The 17612-nt window shown below is 60.0% G+C and carries 16 protein-coding genes and 1 tRNA gene; 5 read left to right on the top strand and 12 right to left on the bottom strand.

What is annotated here, in order from left to right:
* Positions 1 to 31 precede the first annotated feature (31 nt).
* The 7 genes from ABI_RS07640 to ABI_RS07610 all read right to left on the bottom strand — a co-directional run bounded on the left by ABI_RS07640 (position 32) and on the right by ABI_RS07610 (position 6702).
* Positions 32 to 1177 (bottom strand): aldose epimerase family protein, encoded by a 1146-nt coding sequence (locus ABI_RS07640; protein ID WP_040308693.1) that lies wholly within the window; start codon positions 1175 to 1177, stop codon positions 32 to 34.
* A 346-nt stretch (positions 1178 to 1523) separates the two neighbouring features.
* Entirely contained in the window at positions 1524 to 2843 is a 1320-nt protein-coding gene (locus tag ABI_RS07635; RefSeq protein WP_006272321.1) for an ABC transporter substrate-binding protein, read from the bottom strand.
* Positions 2840 to 3691: a carbohydrate ABC transporter permease gene (locus tag ABI_RS07630; protein WP_006272320.1), complete on the bottom strand. Its 852-nt coding sequence runs from the start codon at positions 3689 to 3691 to the stop codon at positions 2840 to 2842. Before ABI_RS07630 ends, ABI_RS07635 begins: the two co-directional genes overlap by 4 nt.
* Positions 3688 to 4572 carry a carbohydrate ABC transporter permease gene (locus tag ABI_RS07625; RefSeq protein WP_006272319.1) on the bottom strand — a complete coding sequence of 295 codons (885 nt, stop codon included), beginning with the start codon at positions 4570 to 4572 and terminating at the stop codon, positions 3688 to 3690. Before ABI_RS07625 ends, ABI_RS07630 begins: the two co-directional genes overlap by 4 nt.
* Positions 4569 to 5672 carry an ABC transporter ATP-binding protein gene (locus tag ABI_RS07620; RefSeq protein WP_006272318.1) on the bottom strand — a complete coding sequence of 368 codons (1104 nt, stop codon included), beginning with the start codon at positions 5670 to 5672 and terminating at the stop codon, positions 4569 to 4571. Before ABI_RS07620 ends, ABI_RS07625 begins: the two co-directional genes overlap by 4 nt.
* Positions 5673 to 5756: 84 nt before the next feature.
* On the bottom strand, positions 5757 to 6479 hold the full coding sequence (locus tag ABI_RS07615) for a hypothetical protein (protein WP_006272317.1): 723 nt from the start codon (positions 6477 to 6479) through the stop codon (positions 5757 to 5759).
* Positions 6480 to 6519: 40 nt separating this feature from the next.
* A complete protein-coding gene (locus ABI_RS07610; protein ID WP_006272316.1) occupies positions 6520 to 6702 on the bottom strand; it encodes a VOC family protein in 183 nt (60 codons plus the stop codon).
* 622 nt (positions 6703 to 7324) lie between these two features.
* Between ABI_RS07610 and ABI_RS23505 the strand changes: the two genes are divergently transcribed.
* Together ABI_RS23505 and ABI_RS07600 are read left to right on the top strand one after the other, a co-directional pair.
* Positions 7325 to 8809: a glycosyltransferase family 2 protein gene (locus ABI_RS23505; RefSeq protein ID WP_050808218.1), complete on the top strand. Its 1485-nt coding sequence runs from the start codon at positions 7325 to 7327 to the stop codon at positions 8807 to 8809.
* Positions 8809 to 9615 (top strand): hypothetical protein, encoded by an 807-nt coding sequence (locus tag ABI_RS07600; RefSeq protein ID WP_006272313.1) that lies wholly within the window; start codon positions 8809 to 8811, stop codon positions 9613 to 9615. The genes ABI_RS23505 and ABI_RS07600 overlap by 1 nt, the downstream gene beginning before the upstream one ends.
* Before the next feature lie 267 nt (positions 9616 to 9882).
* On the opposite strand, the gene ABI_RS07595 is transcribed toward ABI_RS07600, so the two are convergent.
* The 5 genes from ABI_RS07595 to ABI_RS07585 all read right to left on the bottom strand — a co-directional run bounded on the left by ABI_RS07595 (position 9883) and on the right by ABI_RS07585 (position 14521).
* Positions 9883 to 10356: a mobile mystery protein A gene (locus ABI_RS07595; RefSeq protein WP_006272310.1), complete on the bottom strand. Its 474-nt coding sequence runs from the start codon at positions 10354 to 10356 to the stop codon at positions 9883 to 9885.
* Between the two features lie 467 nt (positions 10357 to 10823).
* Positions 10824 to 10933: transfer RNA gene (locus ABI_RS25015), tRNA-OTHER, on the bottom strand.
* Between the two features lie 757 nt (positions 10934 to 11690).
* A complete protein-coding gene (locus ABI_RS07590; RefSeq protein ID WP_211211128.1) occupies positions 11691 to 12701 on the bottom strand; it encodes a phage portal protein in 1011 nt (336 codons plus the stop codon).
* Positions 12691 to 13143 carry a phage terminase large subunit family protein gene (locus tag ABI_RS26160; protein WP_245531309.1) on the bottom strand — a complete coding sequence of 151 codons (453 nt, stop codon included), beginning with the start codon at positions 13141 to 13143 and terminating at the stop codon, positions 12691 to 12693. Before ABI_RS26160 ends, ABI_RS07590 begins: the two co-directional genes overlap by 11 nt.
* On the bottom strand, positions 13058 to 14521 hold the full coding sequence (locus ABI_RS07585) for a terminase large subunit domain-containing protein (protein ID WP_006272307.1): 1464 nt from the start codon (positions 14519 to 14521) through the stop codon (positions 13058 to 13060). The genes ABI_RS26160 and ABI_RS07585 overlap by 86 nt, the downstream gene beginning before the upstream one ends.
* A 154-nt stretch (positions 14522 to 14675) precedes the next feature.
* On the opposite strand from ABI_RS07585, the gene ABI_RS23500 reads away from it, so the two are divergent.
* From ABI_RS23500 to gpM, 3 genes are all read left to right on the top strand, one after another.
* Positions 14676 to 15515, top strand: a complete 840-nt coding sequence (locus tag ABI_RS23500) for a GPO family capsid scaffolding protein (protein WP_006272306.1) — start codon at positions 14676 to 14678, stop codon at positions 15513 to 15515.
* 53 nt (positions 15516 to 15568) lie between these two features.
* Positions 15569 to 16588: a phage major capsid protein, P2 family gene (locus tag ABI_RS07575; protein WP_006272305.1), complete on the top strand. Its 1020-nt coding sequence runs from the start codon at positions 15569 to 15571 to the stop codon at positions 16586 to 16588.
* Positions 16589 to 16660: 72 nt separating this feature from the next.
* Positions 16661 to 17551 carry a phage terminase small subunit gene (gene gpM, locus ABI_RS07570; protein ID WP_006272304.1) on the top strand — a complete coding sequence of 297 codons (891 nt, stop codon included), beginning with the start codon at positions 16661 to 16663 and terminating at the stop codon, positions 17549 to 17551.
* The last annotated feature ends 61 nt before the right edge of the window (positions 17552 to 17612 follow it).

The raw sequence follows: 17612 nt of genomic DNA, 5'->3' as shown, positions 1-17612 counted from the left end.
CCTTGGAGTTATGTTGGTCGCGTCAGGTCGGCTATTGCGCGCTGAAGCGATAGATGAGGGTATTGGAATAGGTTTCGCCCGGGTTCAGGACGGCCGAGCCAAAGTCCGGCTGATTGGGCGTGTCCGGGAAGACCTGCGGCTCCAGCACGAAGGCGTCGCCCTCACGGTAGATATGGCCCGACTTGCCCGACGAGGTGCCGTCGAGGAAGTTGCCGGAATAGAACTGGATACCCGGCTGGTCCGACCGCAGTTCCAGCTTGCGGCCGGAGACGTCGTCCTCGACCACGGCCATCAGGCGTGGCTGGGCGGTCCGGGTGCGACTGGCGACCCAGTTGTGGTCGTAGCCCCGGCCATAGACGATCTGAGGGTCCGAAGCATCCCGCACCCGGGCGCCGATCGCGGTGGGGGTGCGGAAGTCAAAGACCGTTCCGGCAACCGGACGGACCTCTCCGGTCGGAATCGCGCCGACGTCGGTCGGCAGATAGGCATCAGCCAACAGGGTCAGCTTGTGCTCATTGATCGAGCGGTGGCTGCCTTCACCGGCCAGGTTCCAGTAGGCGTGGTTGGTGATGTTGACGATGGTCGTCTTGGTCGTCGTCGCCGTGTAGCGGATGGTCAGTTCATTGGCCTCGCTCAGGGCATAGACGGCGTGGACCGTCATCTGGCCGGGATAGCCCATATCGCCGTCGGGGCTGACATATTCCAACTCGACCGAGGCGGTGTCGCCGGACTTGACCGAGACGACGGTCCAGTTGACCTTGTCGAAGCCCTTGGTGCCGCCGTGCAGCGAATTGACACCATTATTGACCGGGGTCTGGTAGGACTTGCCGTCGAGGGTGAACTGGCCCTTGGCGATGCGGTTAGCGAAGCGGCCGACGGTGGCGCCAAAATATTGCGGCGTCGATATGTAGGTGGCGAGATCCGCATAGCCCAGGGTGATGTCGGCGGGTTTTCCGTCGCGGTCGGGCGTGATCAGGGCCTGTAGGCCGGCGCCATAGGTGATGACGGTGGCCGAGGTGCCTCTGGCGTTGGTCAGGGTAATGGCCTCGACTTTTCCGCCATTTGGTCCTCCGTCAGCAAGTTGGCCGAAGGGCGCGCGTTTGACGTCGGCGGCCTGAGCCGACACAGCCAGCAGCATGAGAACGGGCGCGACCCAAACGGGGGCTAGTTTGTGCATGGTTCATCCCTGTGGACTATATTTATCCGATTTATAAGATAAATAACTGCCACATGGTGTCAGACACGTCAATGCCGATATTGCAAGATCAGAAGATGCGTATCTGCAATTCGATGATGCCGGAAAACCGGAAGATTTTCGGTCACGCAGGTAGGGTTTAGCATGGACCACCTTCGCCTCCCCTGTTTACGGGGGAGGTGGATTTTTTGCGAAAGCAAAAAAAGACGGAAGGGGCTATTCCACTGACGGTAGCCCCCTCCCACCACCTTCGGCGGTCCCCCTCCCCGCAAGCGGGGCGGGCGATTTCAGCAAACCCCATCTCGGTCGAGGAGAGCCAGGCTACCGTTCACGACAGGTTGGTCAGCATATCATTGATGCGGCGCTCGGCGTCGGTCAGTGCGCGATCGATCGGCTTGATGCCGGTAATCGCTGCGGCCAGTTCCTCGCTCAGCATGGCCTGGATGGCGAACTGGCGCTGGACATCGGTCGGCAGGCCCTGGCCATAGCTGGTGATCGCCATCAGATCGCGGCGGTGCGGCTGGGCCTGATAGACCGGGTCGCCGACCACGGCCGCCATCGAGGTCAGGTGACCCGACCGGGTCCAGTCGCCCTCATGCACGCTCAGGAACTTTAGCAGCCGGAAGGCCGCCCTCTCCTGCTCCGGGGTACGGCGCCGCTTGGGCATCACCCAGGCATGGCCGTCGACAAAGGCCGGCAGGACCGGATCGCCGAACAGCGCCGGATAGGGTTTGACGCGATAGCCGCGATACAGCGGCCGGCCAGCTTGGGCGGCTTCGTTGTCGAAATTGCCGATCATCCAGGTGCCGACGATATAGACCCCGCCCTCGCCGTTGATGAAGGCCGTGGTGGCGGCGACATAGTCGAGGTCACGCGTGGTCAGGCGTTCGTCGTGAATCCGCTTGAACAGGCCGACGACCTCACGCGCCCGCGGCGTGTTCAGCCGGATATGGTGCGGGTCGGGGAAGATGACCTCATGCGCCGACAACAGGTAGGTATAGAGGTTGCGGGCGAAGGCTGCACGCTCATTGACCGAGGACTGAACGAGATAGGGCTTGCCCGTCGCCGCGCGAAACCGCCGCGCCTGGTCCAGCAGTTCGGCGGCATTGCGCGGCAAGACAGGTTCGCCGCCGCGCACCAGGCCAGCCCTGGCGAACAGGTTCATATTGATGTGGAACAGTTGCGTCCAGGCGTCGAACGGGAGGCCGTAGACCTCGCCGTCCATGGTTACCGCCCGCCGCGCCACAGGCGTGAACTGGTCCGGCGTCACGCCCTGGGCCTTGAGGCCGGCGTCCAGGGGGGTCAGCAGGCCGTGGATCTGATAGTCGGGAATGACCGCCATATGCATGGTGACGAGGTCCGGCGCATCGTCGGCGGCGATCTGGGCCGACAACTGGTCATAGCCTGGCCAGGCCACCGCGTTGACGTTCAGCCGGATGTCGGGGTTTTCTGCCTCGAAGCGGTCCAGCAGGCCGGTGATAATCTCGCATTCGCCGTTGAGGTTCTGGGTCGGGGCGCCGCCCTTGGGCACGTGGGCGCGGCAATCGCCGAAGATGCGCTGGACCGTGATGGCGGGACGCGGGTCCTTCGGCGCGCAACCGGCAAGGCTCAGACCCGCCAGACCGCCCAGGAGCGCGCGCCGCCTCATAGCTTCACCATGCCGGTGACGGCGTTGACGATGTGCTTCTGGAACAGGATGTAGACGATCAGTACCGGCAGGCCGGCGACCACGGCTTCGGCCATCAGCACGCCCTTGCCCAGGACCTCGACATAGTTGCTTTGGGCTGCGGCCATGCCTTCGGTCAGGGTATACATGGACGGGCGGGTCGCCGAGATCAGCGGCCACCAGTAGTCGTTCCACGACAGCAGAAACGTGTAGATACCCAGGCTGGCCAGAGCCGGTACGGTTTGCGGCAGCAGGACATGCCAGAAGGTAGCTATGGCATTGGCGCGATCGAGCCGGGCGGCGTCATCCTGGGCGCGCGGAATGGCGCGGAAGGCCTCGGTCATCAGGAAGACACCCAGCGGCGCCGACAAACCCGGCAAGATCAGCGCGCGGTAGGTGTTGTGCCAGTGCAGATCGGAGAATATCTGGTGCCGGGTCAGGATGACGGATTGATCAGGTATGGCCAGCCCGGCCAGGACGATCAGGTAGAGCCAGTTGCGGCCGGGAAACTCCAGCCTGCCGAAGGCGTAACCCGCCAGGGACGACAGGGTCAGGACGCCGGCGACGGTCACCGTCGAGACCACAAGCGAGTTGAAGAACCAGCGAAACAGGGTCTGGTTGCGCAGCAGTTCGGCATAGTTGTCGAGGGTATAAGGCCCACGCAGGTCCAGCGGCGCCTGGCGCAGCAGGTCGATATTGGTTCGGAATGATAGAAACACCGTCCACAGCAGCGGCGCCAGCACCAGGGCCAGCATGACGGCGCAGAAGGCGATCCGCGCCCATGCCCATACCTGGCGCCCGCGCACGACCGGTAATGCCAGGGCGCTCATGCCCGCCTCCACAGACGCTGGGCCAGTTGCGGCACGAAGGCGGCGACCAGGATCAGGGCGAACAGCATCTGCGACGCGGCGGCGGCATAGCCGATGTCCCACTGGTTGAAGCCGGTTTCATAGATGTAAAGCACCAGCGGCCGCGAGGCGCCATTGGGGCCGCCCTGGGTCAGGAGTTGCGGTTGGCCGAAGACCTGGAATTGAAGGGCGCATTCATAGGCTGTGACAAGGACCAGGGCCGGAGTGATGGCCGGCAGGGTGATCTGGCGAAACACAGTCCAGGGTGTGGCGCGGTCCAGGGCGGCGGCTTCATAGACCGAACGCGGCACCTGTTGCAGCGCGGACAGGAACAGCATCATCGGCAGGCCGAGACTCCACCACACGGTGACCGCGGCCAGGCTGGGCAGGGCGAGGTTCGGGTCGCTGAGGAAGGGGACCGCAGGCAGGCCGATCGCATGGGCGCCATGGCTGAGCAGGCCGCCGTCGATGGCCAGGATCTGGCGCCAGATGATGGTCATCACCGTCACCGACAGGACGGACGAGGCGAAGACGGCGCTGCGCATGAAGGCGGCAAACCGGGTGGCGCGGTTCAGTGCCAGGGCCAGGCCGAGCGCCAGGACCACCAGGACCGGCACGCACATCAGGACGAATAGCAGGCTGTTGGCCAGGGCCTGCAGGAAGGTGGCGTCGCGGAACAGGCGGATATAGTTTTCAAAGCCGATGAAGCGCGCCCCGCCGAACAGGTTGGCACGGTGCAGACTGAGACCCATCCCAGCCAGCAGCGGATAGATCAACAGCCAGGCATAGACGGCCAGGAATGGCAGGGCGAATAGCAGGTTCGGCCAGCCCTGGCGGTTCAGGCGCCCCAGCCACCCCGTCATGCCGGCTCCGCGTGGTAACCGCGGCCTTCGGCGTCGAACAGGTGGGCGCGGGCGCCGTCGAGGATGAGGCCGACGGCATCGCCGGGCTGATGGGGGCTGATGCCGGTTTCGTTGGCGACGATCTCACGGCCATCGGCCAGGCGGACATGGATCCAGGACTGTTCACCCAGGCGCTCGACATAGTCGACCGTGGCGGGGATGGTGGTATCGGACGGCGCGGAGATGGCAACATGTTCGGCGCGCAGACCCAACTTCCATCCTTCTATGGCCGGCAGAGCGGCATGGGCAATGGCGGTTCGGACGGTATGGCCGGACAGGGTGACTTCGGTCTTGCCACCCCGGCCTTTGGAGACCGCGCCGTCCAGCACATTCATCGGGGTGGCGCCGACGAAGCGGGCAACGAACAGATTGGCCGGCCGGGTAAAGATTTCCAGCGGCGTGCCGACCTGCTGGATGCGGTGTTCGTGCATGACCATGATGCGACTGGCCAGGGTCATGGCCTCTACCTGGTCGTGGGTGACCATCACAAAGGTGGCGTTGAGGCTGCGGCTGAGTTGCGCCAGTTCGCGCCGGGTGTGCAGGCGTAAGGATGGGTCCAGGCTGGACAGGGGTTCGTCCAGGAGGAGGAGGTCGGGCTTTTTGACCAAGGCCCGCGCCAAGGCGACTCGTTGTTTCTGGCCGCCGGACAGGGTGGCGGGTTTGCGGTCCAGCAGACCGTCGATAGCCAGGGCGCCGGCGGTGGCTTTGATACGGCTGTCGATCTCAGCCGGCGGCACCTGCATGTTGCGCAGGCCAAACGCCAGATTTCGCTCGACCGTCATATGGGGATAGAGGGCGAAGTCCTGGAAGACCATGGCGACACCGCGGTCGCCGGCCGGCAGGTCGTGGATGCGACGGCCGTTCAGCCGGATCTCGCCACCATCGACCGTTTCGAGCCCAGCGATCAGACGCAACAGGGTCGTCTTGCCGCAGCCCGATGGGCCCAGAATGATAAAAAATTCACCTGGCGCAATGTCGACAGACAGGCCGTCAAACACGCACAGGTCACCGAAGCGTTTGACAACACTGCGTATTTCCAGTCCATGCGTGTGGTTCGGCATATGAGTTCTTGTCGGCCGGCCTTGATTGAGCCGGCTCCGCCCGCACGATCTGTAGCCCAAAGCCGACCAAAGCAAAAGAGCCGATCAGCCGGGCGTTACGGCCTTCAGGCGGGCGGAGTCGATATGCCAGCGCAGTTGCTCCGCCGAAGCCCCGTCGACACCATTGACCCGCCGCACGACATAGTCGCCCGTGAAACGCTGACGTTGGCCGTTGTCGAGCATCGCGTCGACCGTCACCGGAACCGTCTGGTAGATCGATCCGGCGCCGCCTTCGGCGGGCTCCAGCTTGCCGATGGTGACGCGCGTCGATTGGGTGTGAGCAAAGCCGGCCTGGAAGGTGTCGCGGGTCTGGTTGGGTTGGCCGTCCTCGCCCCATTGCCGCCAGGCGGTGTCGAAGTCGCTGGCATTCAGCGCGGAATAGTAACGGGTGACCACAGCGGCGGCGGCCTGTGAGCTTTTGGGCGCCGGGCCGCAGCCAGCCATCGGTTCGTTGTCGTCGAACAGAGCGCAACTGCGGGCGATTTCGTCCTCGATCATGGCGCAGCTATTGGCGGCATTGCAGGGCGGATGGGTCGCCGGGGAAACATTGCGGCAGACATTGACCAGCTTTTCGGCTGCGGCCGCGCCGATCTCGGTGGCGCAGGAGATCGGTTCGGATGTGGCGAGAGCCGGTGTGCTTGCGGAAGGGGTAACCACCGTCGTCACGGTGGTTGTGCTTGTCTCGGCCTTGTCGGATGCGGGCGGATTGCACGCGGTCAGCAGGCCAACAGACAGTAGGGCGGAAGCGGTCGAAATGCGGAGGGTCATGGGCTGTTCCTAAACGCTGCACCGGTAAAAATCCAATGCGCTACGGCGTAGGTGTCACCTGCGCCATCAGCGCCAGAGGCCGGCCTTCGTTGTCATTGAAGAAGGCCATCCATTCTTCGATCCCGTTGTCGTGTTTGTGAATCATGTGCGGCGCATTGATGAAGACCACGCCGCGGGCTTCCAAGTGGGTTTGGGTGGCATGGATATCCGAGTTCAAATCCAAGGCGTTGCCTGAGCGGCCCAGAGATTGGCGGGAATCTGTGTCAAGCGGTCGCGGCCACCCTCGAGCATGGTGTGGCCGCGATACTGCGGTTAAGCCGCCGTCACCGGCGATCCAAACTCCCGCCATGTCGTTCTAAAAAAAAAGCCGAACCGCATTTCACCCGTTTGCCTGGATCGGGCGGCGTTGTGCATGCGTTCAAACCAAAAAATAGCCTTAAGGTTGTTCAAAAAGACGGTAACCTAATGCATTGTTTTGGCTTACATTTTTTAGCGGAAAACGATTGCACACGTATTACGAGTCAAAGAAATGTCGCGAGCCGCGGCGTTAAGAGACTCAAAAGACTCATTTTTTTTTCTTTACAGTTAAAATAACACCGTTACCATAAAGTGGTTGATTAAACCCCGAGTCGAGTTTTATCGTCGTTTTTATGCAAGTAACTTCATGAAAACCGTGACGGTCGGCGGACCAAGCGAAAACCGGTCGTATGTTACCGATTGGTTGTCATTATGGCTACCGGGCGCCCTGGCCCCCGCAGTCTCAGTGCCAGCATTCATGTCGCCGCCGCCCCCAGCATCCCGGTCTCTGGATTTTTCTTGCCATTTACACTGGGGATTGCATCCGAATGGCTTGGTCTACGCCTAAGAAAATTACACAAGAGTTCGAGAACTTTAGAAATCTTCGAAAAACCGATGATTATTCCGCCACACTTCAAGCGCTTAACGAAGCAAAAGCGTCGTATCCTGACGGCAAACCGATTGTTGAGTTTTTTGCTGAGGCTGTCGACTATCTTATAAAGTTTGGTTCTATCGACGAAGCTGAGATATTGGCGGTAGACGGTACGTCGCTGTGGCCTAACTCAACATTGCTCATCATCCGACTCGGACGGGTCTACGCTTTGCAGCGCAAAGAATCGGCTATCTCGGTGCTTCGGGAACTGCTGCGGGTCAGTCCTCTTCCCGAGGGACTTTCGTTAGAGGCCGCTCTCATTGAGGCATACCGAGTTGATCGAGTAGCAGCTATTCAACTCGTTTCTGATCTTTCAGCACTGTATCCCAAGAGCCTAAGCCTAGCGAAGATCAATGCCACATACTGCAATTGGAAGCGAGACTACCGCGGGGCTGTTGACCATCTGAAGCACGCTTTGTTCACCACGAAAGATCCCAAGAAGAGAGATTCGCTTATAGCCAAGATAGAAGCGATCTCTTCAAAGGCTGGTTTGCCGTTTGATTTCGAGCTTCACACCGCAGGACTTCGTTCGGATGACTCGTTTACGGTCGCCGCCCTCACGATGGTCTACAACGAAAAGTTCAACCTTCCGATTTGGCTAGGGCACTATGGGCGACAAGTCGGAATCCACAATTGTATCATCCTGGATCATGGAAGCGACGACGGGTCGACGGATGACCTCGGTGGGGCCAACCGTGTCCGTCTGCCCAGAGGAAGGTTGTTTGACGAACGCGCCAGAATGCGGCTCATAAACAATTTTGCAAACGACCTGCTGCAGTACTACGACGCCGTGGTCTACTCAGACTGTGACGAAATGTTAGTGGCCGACCCAGGACTTTATACAAATCTCGTGGATTATGCTCACAAGCTAAAGCGGCCCGTGGCATATGCCATTGGCTTAAACATCCGGCATGATCCTACCTCTGAGCCGCCACTTACAAATGAGCAGCCGATTTTACGCCAGCGGACGAGAGTCCAGTTTGTAACGCCGATGTGCAAACCTTTGCTTTTAAGAAAGCCAATCTCTTGGGGCGGGGGCTTTCATGCTTGCGAGCATCCCCCGGAATTTGATGACCTTTATCTATTCCATCTCCGCATGGCTGACATGGACCAAGCACTCAAAAGGATGGCCATTACGCGAAACATCCAGTTCGCGAGAGACGGTGCGGGCGCACATCAAAGGCGGCCGGACGACGACGTAATCACCGGCACCTATATGAACGTTCAGAATATGGGCGTCATAGAGAAGTGGGATTTCACAAAGCACCTCGCTAAACACATGGACGGTATGAAGCAATCGACGACGGGCAGGTACAAGTCGGAGACGCCTGCGCGTAGCGGAATGATACGCGTCCCGGAGCGGTTCAGAGAAGTCTTTTGATGATTATCTATGACGACAGTGAAGTGCAGGTCCTGAAGTATGACGGAAAGTCTGATTTTGCCTTGGTGACCTTCGGTTCCTTGAATTCCCTTGCCGACGGCGTAAATTTTTTTGGGAAAATTGTCGGCCAGAAAGCCAACATGACTGTAATCGGCTTTATGGCGAAACGTCCGAATTGGTACCCTGATGCGCAGATGGCTAGCGCTATACGGTCAATAGAACCAGATCTGTCAAAATTCGCACATCGGGTTACTTATGGGTCCTCGATGGGGGGCTATGGTGCCTTGAAGTATTCTCGTATGCTGAACGCAGATGCCGCGCTCGCGCTTTGTCCGCAATGGTCAATTGACCCCAGTCTGGTCGGAGAGTTCGATCAGCGCTACGTTGACCACTTTACTCCTGGTCGGACAGGAACGCCAATTGAAGGCCAGGACCTTTGCGCGGAGGCGTTTGTGTTTGCGGATCCAAGATACGGCCCTGACCATCAGCATGCGGTCAGGATGAAGGGGGCTACCTATATTACTATGCCCTTCGTTCAACATCATGTGGCAGGGGTTCTGGCCGGCACAAACTCTTGTATTGCTTTAGTCACAGCCGCTCTCGCTCGTGATCCCAATCAGATAAAGAGCCTGTCGACAGCTCTGCGTCGGCAAAGCCCAAGAAGGATTGTTGAGATTATCAAGGCCTCGGTGAAGACGCATCCGCAATGGGCCCAGCGGATTTTTGATAACCAAATGTCCAAGTTGGAGGGTAAGCCGGGAATGGTAGAGGAAGCTTCCAGACACCTGAAAAAGATAAAGGCTTAAATCTCAGTTTTGGCTTGCTATCGTTGCAAGCCTTACCCGCCCATCTCCAGACGCTGCGGAACATGCGCTTGTGCAGCCCGAACAGGAAATCCTCGGTCAAGACGTTGCGTTTGCGCTGAAACGCCCAAAAGTCAGCCTCGGTGATGTTTTGTTGCTCGGCCTCGTTCAACTGCGCGCACGTTGTGATGTAGGTCGGAATCAGTTGCGCCCGCTCGTCAGGCGACAGAGGCGTTGCGGCGTCGTCGTGGTCCTCAAACAGGGGATCGCTCATTGGTCCTCCCATAGATGACGTCCGCCGCGCGCCAGGATCGCCGATATCAGCCTTTCGCGCTCATCCGTCAAATCTTCGCCGCGCACGGCCTGATCTTCGAGCCCCATGGTGTGGTGCACGCGGGCAAGCTGCTGATCAGCCAGAGCGCCGGCACGTTCCCTGACAGTTTGCTCAAGCGGCTTGTTTGGGACCAAGGCATAGACCAGCGTGCAGTCCATGGCCTCGGCAGCGGCACGCAAGGTGGACAAAGAAATCGTGTCGGCCATTTCGCTGCTTTCCAGGCGCACCAAGGTCGAATGGGCCTTGCCCAGACGGGCGGATAATTGCTTGTTAGTCAGGCCCAGGGCATCGCGGATGGCGCGAACCCACCCCTTGGGCGGTCGCTGCCGCAACCCGTCAAGCCGCGCGGTCTGGAATATCCGATCCAGATGCTTGCGCGCCAAGGCTTCTCGATTGTTTCCGTCGAACATAATGCACCTACTTGAAAATAATTGTGCATGATAATGCACTAAATATCAATTTTATGTGCATTAAACTCGACTATTTGTCGAATCTTTCGTGCATCAAGATGCACATTATGTGCCGACAAGCGCATCTCAAACACCGCATTGTGTCCATTATATTGATCACAAACGCCGCGATTGCACAGTCAAATAGACACAAAGGCCGATGCCTCAGAATTACGGTGACGGCGTTTCAATTACACAATTCTCACCGCCGGTGCTGGCGCACTCGGAGCGATTGATGCGCGGCGTTTTAACGCCGCTTACCGCATTCGCGGTGCGCTAACACTTCGCTACTTGAGCGCAGGGCAGCCTCCGCTGCGCTGCGGCGTCGCGCTCCCGCATCTGTCGCGCCGAAAGCAAGGGCGTTCTTTCGGTCCGAGGGGCGATATCCAACAAAAAAGCCTCCCGCGAGGGGAGGCTTTTTTGTTGGATGGCGCACTCGGAGCGATTCGAACGCCCGACCCTCAGATTCGTAGTCTACCTAAAACACTATACAGGCCAACTACATAAAAATCTAAGGCTGTAACAAGGCCACATGTGCAGCACATGCGGCATACAACACGTTTCATCTAAATCCGGAAGTCCAAAGACTACCACAAGTCACCGACAGCGCATGCACTATATTGAACGGAGGGAATGGCCAAAATGTGAGGGGGCACACGGGAAAAATCTTACCTGCCTTACCTCATTGATTTTAAACGGTTTTGCATATTATTTTCGCCTTACCTCGACATTACCGGGTTAGACGTCTTTACTCTTACTTTTATGAATTATTTTATTATTTAAAAACAAAGAGGTAAGGAAATTCGCCCTTCTAGGTAAGGCGAGGTTATGAGCCCTGCCTTACCACTTCCCAAGAGCGCAAGTATCTGAAACTCATAAGGTTTTTGCCTATACCAAAAAGGCGAACGGCGTTACTTTTGGCAGGTAAGACGTTTCCCGCATAGGCACCTGAATATCTGGCCGGCGCGTGGAGAAAATCGCGACTTCGACCCCGCCGAAAATGGCACCTTTTGCGCGTCAAACTGCGTCACAGCCTCGGTTTTCGCCTGTGGCAGCTAACGCCCTGTTTTGTCGATCGAAGCGCCCGTGTCTCCCCTCGCGCCGTTTCCGGCTATCTGCGTCAAAATCCATACAAGAAGTGGGCGGGCGAGGCGCGGGGCCTAGCGCGCGGCCCGGGGTCTGCGCGCGCCTCGGTCTGCCCTGTGTGGCATTCGCGCAACAGGCGTGACAAAGGCCGGCAGGGTTACCCCTACCGGCCTCACATGCTGGCACCTGGTGCCCTATGTCCTGGTCGCTTAGCCCCCGCTGGCAGCAGCCGCAGGCGGCGCCCACGGCACGAACCGCACCACCTCAACGCCCAGCCACTCATTCAGCTCCAGCAGCCGCGCCTGCAACGGCAGGATCTCGACACGCATGAACGTGTTCTCGGCCTTCTCGACATCGCCGAAGCCGCCGGTGTTCGACGGCACCACGCCCAGCAGCTGGGGCGGCACGCGGTGCGACGCCAGGATATCGTCGCGCGTCGTGTTCTTGATGTTGAGGAATTCGTCCTTCGCTGACGCATCCCCGATCGGGATGATCTGGACCCCGTCCTTCTTGCCCTTCGGCGCGTGAATGAAGATGTTCCGGAAGTTCCCCTTCCCCTTCGTCCCCTTCAGGCTTTCCTCGATCTCATCCGCCGACTCGTCATCGATCGTCTCTTCGTTGAGATAGAACACGAACCCGGCATGCGCGCCGTTCTTGAAATACTTGCGCCGAAAGAGCGTCGACTCCTCATTCAACAGCGCGCTCTGCATCGCCGAGAGATATCCGGGCAGCCCGTAAATCTCCTGGGTCGCGTCATGCTCGATCAGATGGAAGATGGACCCCGGCTTGAAGTCGTGGACCTGCCACCGGTTATTGACGAAGAAATACTCCCCGTCCTTCACCCCGCGCTTGGTGTTGATCGCCATCGAATGCTTCAGGGCCATCGCCCGGCCGCCGATATTATCGACGCGCTCGATAAAGCCATTGCCCGCCCACAGGAAGTCGAACGCCCATTTCGAAAACTCTCCGCGGCTTAACATCGTCGACGGCACGAAGCTGGACACCAGCAGGTTCCGCTTCACATCGATCGCCGACCGGTGATGCGGATTGACGTTCAACAGCCGTGCCAGGTCGCGCATAGCCACCGGCGGCTCATACCATCGCCCGTTGCGCCAGGCTTCGGCATACTGTGCCACGTCTCGCCGATCGAGCACCGACTCCGGCTCGCCGAAAGTGAACATGCGCCCCTTGCCTGGGGCGGCTTTGGCCTTATTCGTCATGGAGTACCCTCACTTTGGCTTTCTGTCCGCCTTCGCCGGCGTCCAACGGTTCGCAATAGAGACAATTCAGCAGCGCCCAGCCGATATCGCCGTGCCCGGTCTCGGCCGAGCGCCGGGCGACGTAGGTGATTTCACGCCCGCCCTTGGTGATTTCGGGATGGATCGACATCAGCGCCGCGGCCAGGTCCGTCCAGCCCAGGTCGAACTCGATGCGGCGGTTGCGGAAGACGTTCTGCGCCTTCAGAACCATCAGGCTCTTGACGTGCACCGAATAGTCGATGCGGCGGGCGCGCACGAAGAACTTCACCACCAGGTCGAAGACCGCCTTGCCGACGCCGGTGCAGTCGATGGCGATTTCAGTGACGTGGTATTTTTGGGTGAGCTTCTTGATCTCGTCGGCCTGCTGCTCGAAATCCAGACCGCGAAACTTCTTCCGCTCCAAGACGCGGAACTTGTCTTTTTTTGTTCTTCGGCGCCGCGCATACCACCACGCCGGCGCCGTCGCCCTGCTCGCTGGCGTCCGGATCGTAACCGATCCAGGTCTCGCCCTTGTAAGGACGGATGGCCAGCGGCGCGAAATCGTCCCACACATCCCAGCTGTCGACCATGCACGGCTTGATCAGGTGCAGCGGGAACGATGACTTACTGTCGTCGACAAACTCGCAGCCAAACAGGTTGGCGAATTCATCGATGGAATACTGCAGGCGCAGTTCTTCGATATCGACCAGGTCGAAACCAGCGTCGATGGCGTCCTGCAGCGTGATGATCTGCCGGTAAATCCCGTCCGGCCCGACAGCCCCGGCCTTCAGCGCTTCGTGGCTGATATCGATCTTGACCCGGTCGGCCTTGCTGCGCTTGCGGTTGAACCGCTCGCCTGTCCACATCGGATAGGACGGGTGCGCAATGGTCGAAGGTGTCGAAAACAGCGTGATCGTGAAGCGCTTGTGGGTCGCGATCGCCGACGCCACCTTGAAGATGTCGTCGAAGCCGTAGATCCAGGCGTATTCGTCGATGATGACGTCGCCGGTGTAACCTTGAGCGGTGCGATAATTGGTGCCCAGAAAATACAGGGTCACCGGCTCCAGGATGTTACCGTCGGCGTCTTGGCCGCGGTCAATGACCATCGGGTCGCCGGTCAGCTGGACGCCGGACACCTTGTAGACGAAATCGACGATGTAGTTTCGGAAGATGTTCGCCTGGGCGCGCGACGCCGAAATGAAGATCTGGTTGTTGCCGGTCTCCAACGCCCGCAGCAACCGTTCGCGCGCAAAGTACCAGGTCGCCCCGATCTGGCGCGACTTCAACAACATCCGGATCCGGCGGCCCGTGGTGCTTAACCAGTTCTCCTGGTAGCCAAACAACGCCTCCCGGAAGGCCGCGTCCAGCTTCTCGACCGTCTCTCGGCTGATCAGGTTGCGCGCTGCCTTCTTTCGCTCGCCCTTGTTCCGGTTCTGAACCTTCGGATTGAGGTCGCCTTCATGCCCGCCAGGTGCTTCATACCGGCGCACCCGCGCCAGTCTCTCCATCTCGCGGCCTAAAAGGTCGATTTCCTTGAAATCGTGGCCGGTCTTTTCCTCTTTCATGACCAGCAGGTTGAACCGCGTGGTCAGGCAGGTTTCGGCTTGCATCAAAGGCGAAGCGTCATCCCATTTGTCGCGGTCCTTCCACGACTGGACCGTGGTGCGCGGAAGCTCGATCTCTTCCGCAATCTGCGAAACGGACCATCCGCACCAATAAAGCGTCCGCGCATGCCGCTTCGGATCGAATGGCTTGACAGCCCTTTCCCTGGTTGTTGCCGGCTTCTGCTTCATGCCGGCCATGGTTACGCGCGCGCCCGTGCTCTGATGACAGCAACGCCTTGTAAATCCCCGATTTACAAAGCCGTCAGGTTGCCAATCCGACCCGGCTGCGCGCGTCAATAGGGCTCAATTCTGGCGTTTCAGACGCCACCTTTTCGCCCCTGGAGCCCGTCCCATGAAGCCCAAGAAGTTCCGCGTCGCCGTTTCCGGCCCGACCATCGACGGCCGCACGATCGATCCGAACTGGCTGCGCGAGGCCGCCGAAACCTTCAACCCGAACACCTATGGCGTCCGCGTGAACGTCGAACACATCCGCGGGATCAGCGGCGACAAGCCCTTCGGCATGGTCGGCGACGTTGTCGGCCTGTCCGTCCAGGAAGACACCCTGCAAATCGGCGGAAAGCCCGAAAAGCGCACTTGTCTCTACGCTGAAATCCTGCCGAACGATCGCGCCAAGGATCTGAACAAGGCTGACCAGAAGGTCTACACCTCGATCGAACTCTATCCCGACTTTGCCAAGACCGGCAAATATGGCCTGACCGGTATCGCCGTCACCGACACGCCGGCTTCGATCGGCACCGAACGCCTGCAATTCTCCAAGGCCTTCGCGACCATCCCGACCGACCCGCACGAACACGACAGCTTCAAGTTCGACGAAGACAAACCGACCGAAACCCAAGGCGCCCTGACGCTCGCCCTGTCGACATTGTCGGCGGCCGTCACTGCCCTGACCGGCGGCAACAAGGACGTGCCGAAGGTCGAGGTCATCACCCCGAACGTCCCCGCGCCCCAGGGCTTGGAACTGTTCGCCGCCGGCATGCAGGCCCAGGCCGACGCCACCGCAGCCCTGGCCAAGTCGGTCACCGAATCCTTCGGCGCCCTGCGCACCGATCTCGACACCCAGCGCCGCGATTTCGACGCGCTGAAGGCCATTGTCGAGAAGACCCCCGACAATTCCTACACGCCCCGCCCGACCGCCTCGGGCGGCGACGGCCGCGTCCTCGCCGTCTGCTGATCGCCCTAAACCGAACCGCCTCTCGTTTCCTCGCCACCGGAGCCTAAACGACCATGAACAATCTCACCCGCGCGGCGATGCTGATGTACGTCTCGCACATCGCCCTGATCAACGGTGTTCCCGACGCGACGCAAAAGTTCGTCGCGGCCCCTGAGGTCCAGCAGACCCTGGTGACCAAGCTTCAGGAATCGAGCGACTTCCTTTCGCGCATCAACATGCCGCTGGTCCGCGAAAAGTCTGCCCAGATCATCGGCCTGTCGATCTCCTCGACCCTGGCCGGCCGCGTCAACACTGCGACCACGGATCGCCCGGTACAGGACCCGTCGGCGCTCGACGATCGCAGCTACGACTGTAAACAGACCAACTTCGACACGGCCCTGACCTATGCGAAGCTGGACCTCTGGGCCAAGTTCCCGGACTTCCAGGTGCGGATCCAGAACGAAATCATCAAGCGCATCGCGCTCGACATGATTATGATTGGCTGGAACGGTACCTCGGCCGCCGCCGCCACCAACCGCGGCACCTATCCGCTGCTCCAGGACGTCAATATCGGCTGGCTGCAAAAGATGCGCGTCGAAAACGCCGCCCGCGTCATGACCGAAGGCGCTGTCGAAGACGAAGTCAGCTACGGAACCCACGCCGCCGCCGACTACGCCAACCTCGACGCCCTGGTCTACGACGCGGTGCACACCCTGCTGCCCGCGCAACATCGCGACAATCCGAACCTGATCGTCATCGTCTCGCGTGAGCTGCTGCACGATAAGTATCTGCCGATCATCAATCGCGACCAGGACAGCGAAAACATGGTTGCCAGCGACATCGTCATGTCGACCAAGCGCCTGGGCGGCCTGCCGGCTGTTACCGTTCCCTTCTTCCCCGCCGGCACGATCCTGATCACCACCTACGACAACCTGTCGATCTACGAACAGGAAGGCGCCCACCGCCGCACCCTGGTCGATAACGCGAAGCGCGACCAGTACGAGGACTATCAATCGGGCAACTATGCCTACGTCATCGAAGACCTCGAACTGGCCTGCATGATCGAGAATATCGAGTTGAAAAACGCGGCTTAACCGCAGGCAAGCACCAAAACGTGAAAAGGGATGGTGTCATGCGCCATCCCTTTTTTTGAAGGAGAAAGACCCATGACACCCGCCCAGCGCCATCGTGAACGCTACACTGCCCAGGTCACCGCCGCCGGCGTCGAAGCCCTGGCCGCCGAAACCGAACGCGCGGAAAAGGCCCGCACGCCCCGTCCTCCGCAGTTCGCCCAGACCCTGGCGCCGAATCGTGAGCGCAAGGATCGCCTGTCACCCGCCCAGCGCCACCTGCTGAAAGCCACCACGCCCGCCGCCATTGTCGGCGAAACCGCCCCAGACCGCAACCTCGACGGCCCCGCCGCCTCGGCCTATGACCTGCTGCGCGCCCAGCTGGGCGAACACATGGCCCGGCTGAAAGACATCAAATCGATCGAACGCAAGATCGAGGCGAAAAAGACCATGCTGGCCGACTATGACGATCACGTCGTGGCCGTCCTGGCCACCGCCGAAGAAACCAGCCGCGCGTCTCAGGACGAAGTCTTTGTCGAACTGATGATCTGGCGTCTCGATGTCGGTGACTTCGATCTGGGCCTGCAAATGGCCGAACACGTCCTGAAATACGGACTGACCCTGCCCGAACGCTACAACCGCACACCGGCAACCCTGATCGGCGACCTGGTCGCCGACGCCGCCATCGCCGCCAAGGCGCTGGATCTCGACTTTGACATCGATGTCCTCAACCGCGCCGTTGCCCTCACCGAAGGCCACGACGTCAACGACATCGTCCGCGCGAAGCTGCAAAAGGGCCTGGGCCAGCAATATCTGCGCCGCGCCCAGAACACGGAACCGACAGCCGATGGCCCGGCCGGCGCAAAGCGCGCCGCCGCCGAAGCCGGCGTCGAACATTTTACCCGCGCGATCCAGCTTCATGACAAGGTTGGCGTCAAACAGGACCTCGATACCCTGAAAAGGATCGTGGCCAAGTCTGACGCCTGATCAGCTGCCCCCCGCGGCGCCCGGGGGCGGTGAAGGATCCGGCGGGATTTTCTCCCCCGTC

This window comes from Asticcacaulis biprosthecium C19 (assembly GCF_000204015.1).
Classification (GTDB): domain Bacteria; phylum Pseudomonadota; class Alphaproteobacteria; order Caulobacterales; family Caulobacteraceae; genus Asticcacaulis; species Asticcacaulis biprosthecius.
The sequence above is the reverse complement of the archived record's forward strand: the minus strand, read 5'-3'. Positions and strand labels throughout refer to the sequence as shown.

Excerpts from the sequence above, each read along its gene's own strand:
- ABI_RS07640 (WP_040308693.1), bottom strand. The coding sequence starts at position 1,177 with ATGCACAAACTAGCCCCCGTTTGGGTCGCGCCCGTTCTCATGCTGCTG.
- ABI_RS07635 (WP_006272321.1), bottom strand. The coding sequence starts at position 2,843 with ATGAGGCGGCGCGCGCTCCTGGGCGGTCTGGCGGGTCTGAGCCTTGCC.
- ABI_RS07630 (WP_006272320.1), bottom strand. The coding sequence starts at position 3,691 with ATGAGCGCCCTGGCATTACCGGTCGTGCGCGGGCGCCAGGTATGGGCA.
- ABI_RS07625 (WP_006272319.1), bottom strand. The coding sequence starts at position 4,572 with ATGACGGGGTGGCTGGGGCGCCTGAACCGCCAGGGCTGGCCGAACCTG.
- ABI_RS07620 (WP_006272318.1), bottom strand. The coding sequence starts at position 5,672 with ATGCCGAACCACACGCATGGACTGGAAATACGCAGTGTTGTCAAACGC.
- ABI_RS07615 (WP_006272317.1), bottom strand. The coding sequence starts at position 6,479 with ATGACCCTCCGCATTTCGACCGCTTCCGCCCTACTGTCTGTTGGCCTG.
- ABI_RS23505 (WP_050808218.1), top strand. The coding sequence starts at position 7,325 with ATGGCTTGGTCTACGCCTAAGAAAATTACACAAGAGTTCGAGAACTTT.
- ABI_RS07600 (WP_006272313.1), top strand. The coding sequence starts at position 8,809 with ATGATTATCTATGACGACAGTGAAGTGCAGGTCCTGAAGTATGACGGA.
- ABI_RS07595 (WP_006272310.1), bottom strand. The coding sequence starts at position 10,356 with ATGTTCGACGGAAACAATCGAGAAGCCTTGGCGCGCAAGCATCTGGAT.
- ABI_RS07590 (WP_211211128.1), bottom strand. The coding sequence starts at position 12,701 with ATGACGAATAAGGCCAAAGCCGCCCCAGGCAAGGGGCGCATGTTCACT.
- ABI_RS07585 (WP_006272307.1), bottom strand. The coding sequence starts at position 14,521 with ATGGCCGGCATGAAGCAGAAGCCGGCAACAACCAGGGAAAGGGCTGTC.
- ABI_RS23500 (WP_006272306.1), top strand. The coding sequence starts at position 14,676 with ATGAAGCCCAAGAAGTTCCGCGTCGCCGTTTCCGGCCCGACCATCGAC.
- ABI_RS07575 (WP_006272305.1), top strand. The coding sequence starts at position 15,569 with ATGAACAATCTCACCCGCGCGGCGATGCTGATGTACGTCTCGCACATC.
- gpM (WP_006272304.1), top strand. The coding sequence starts at position 16,661 with ATGACACCCGCCCAGCGCCATCGTGAACGCTACACTGCCCAGGTCACC.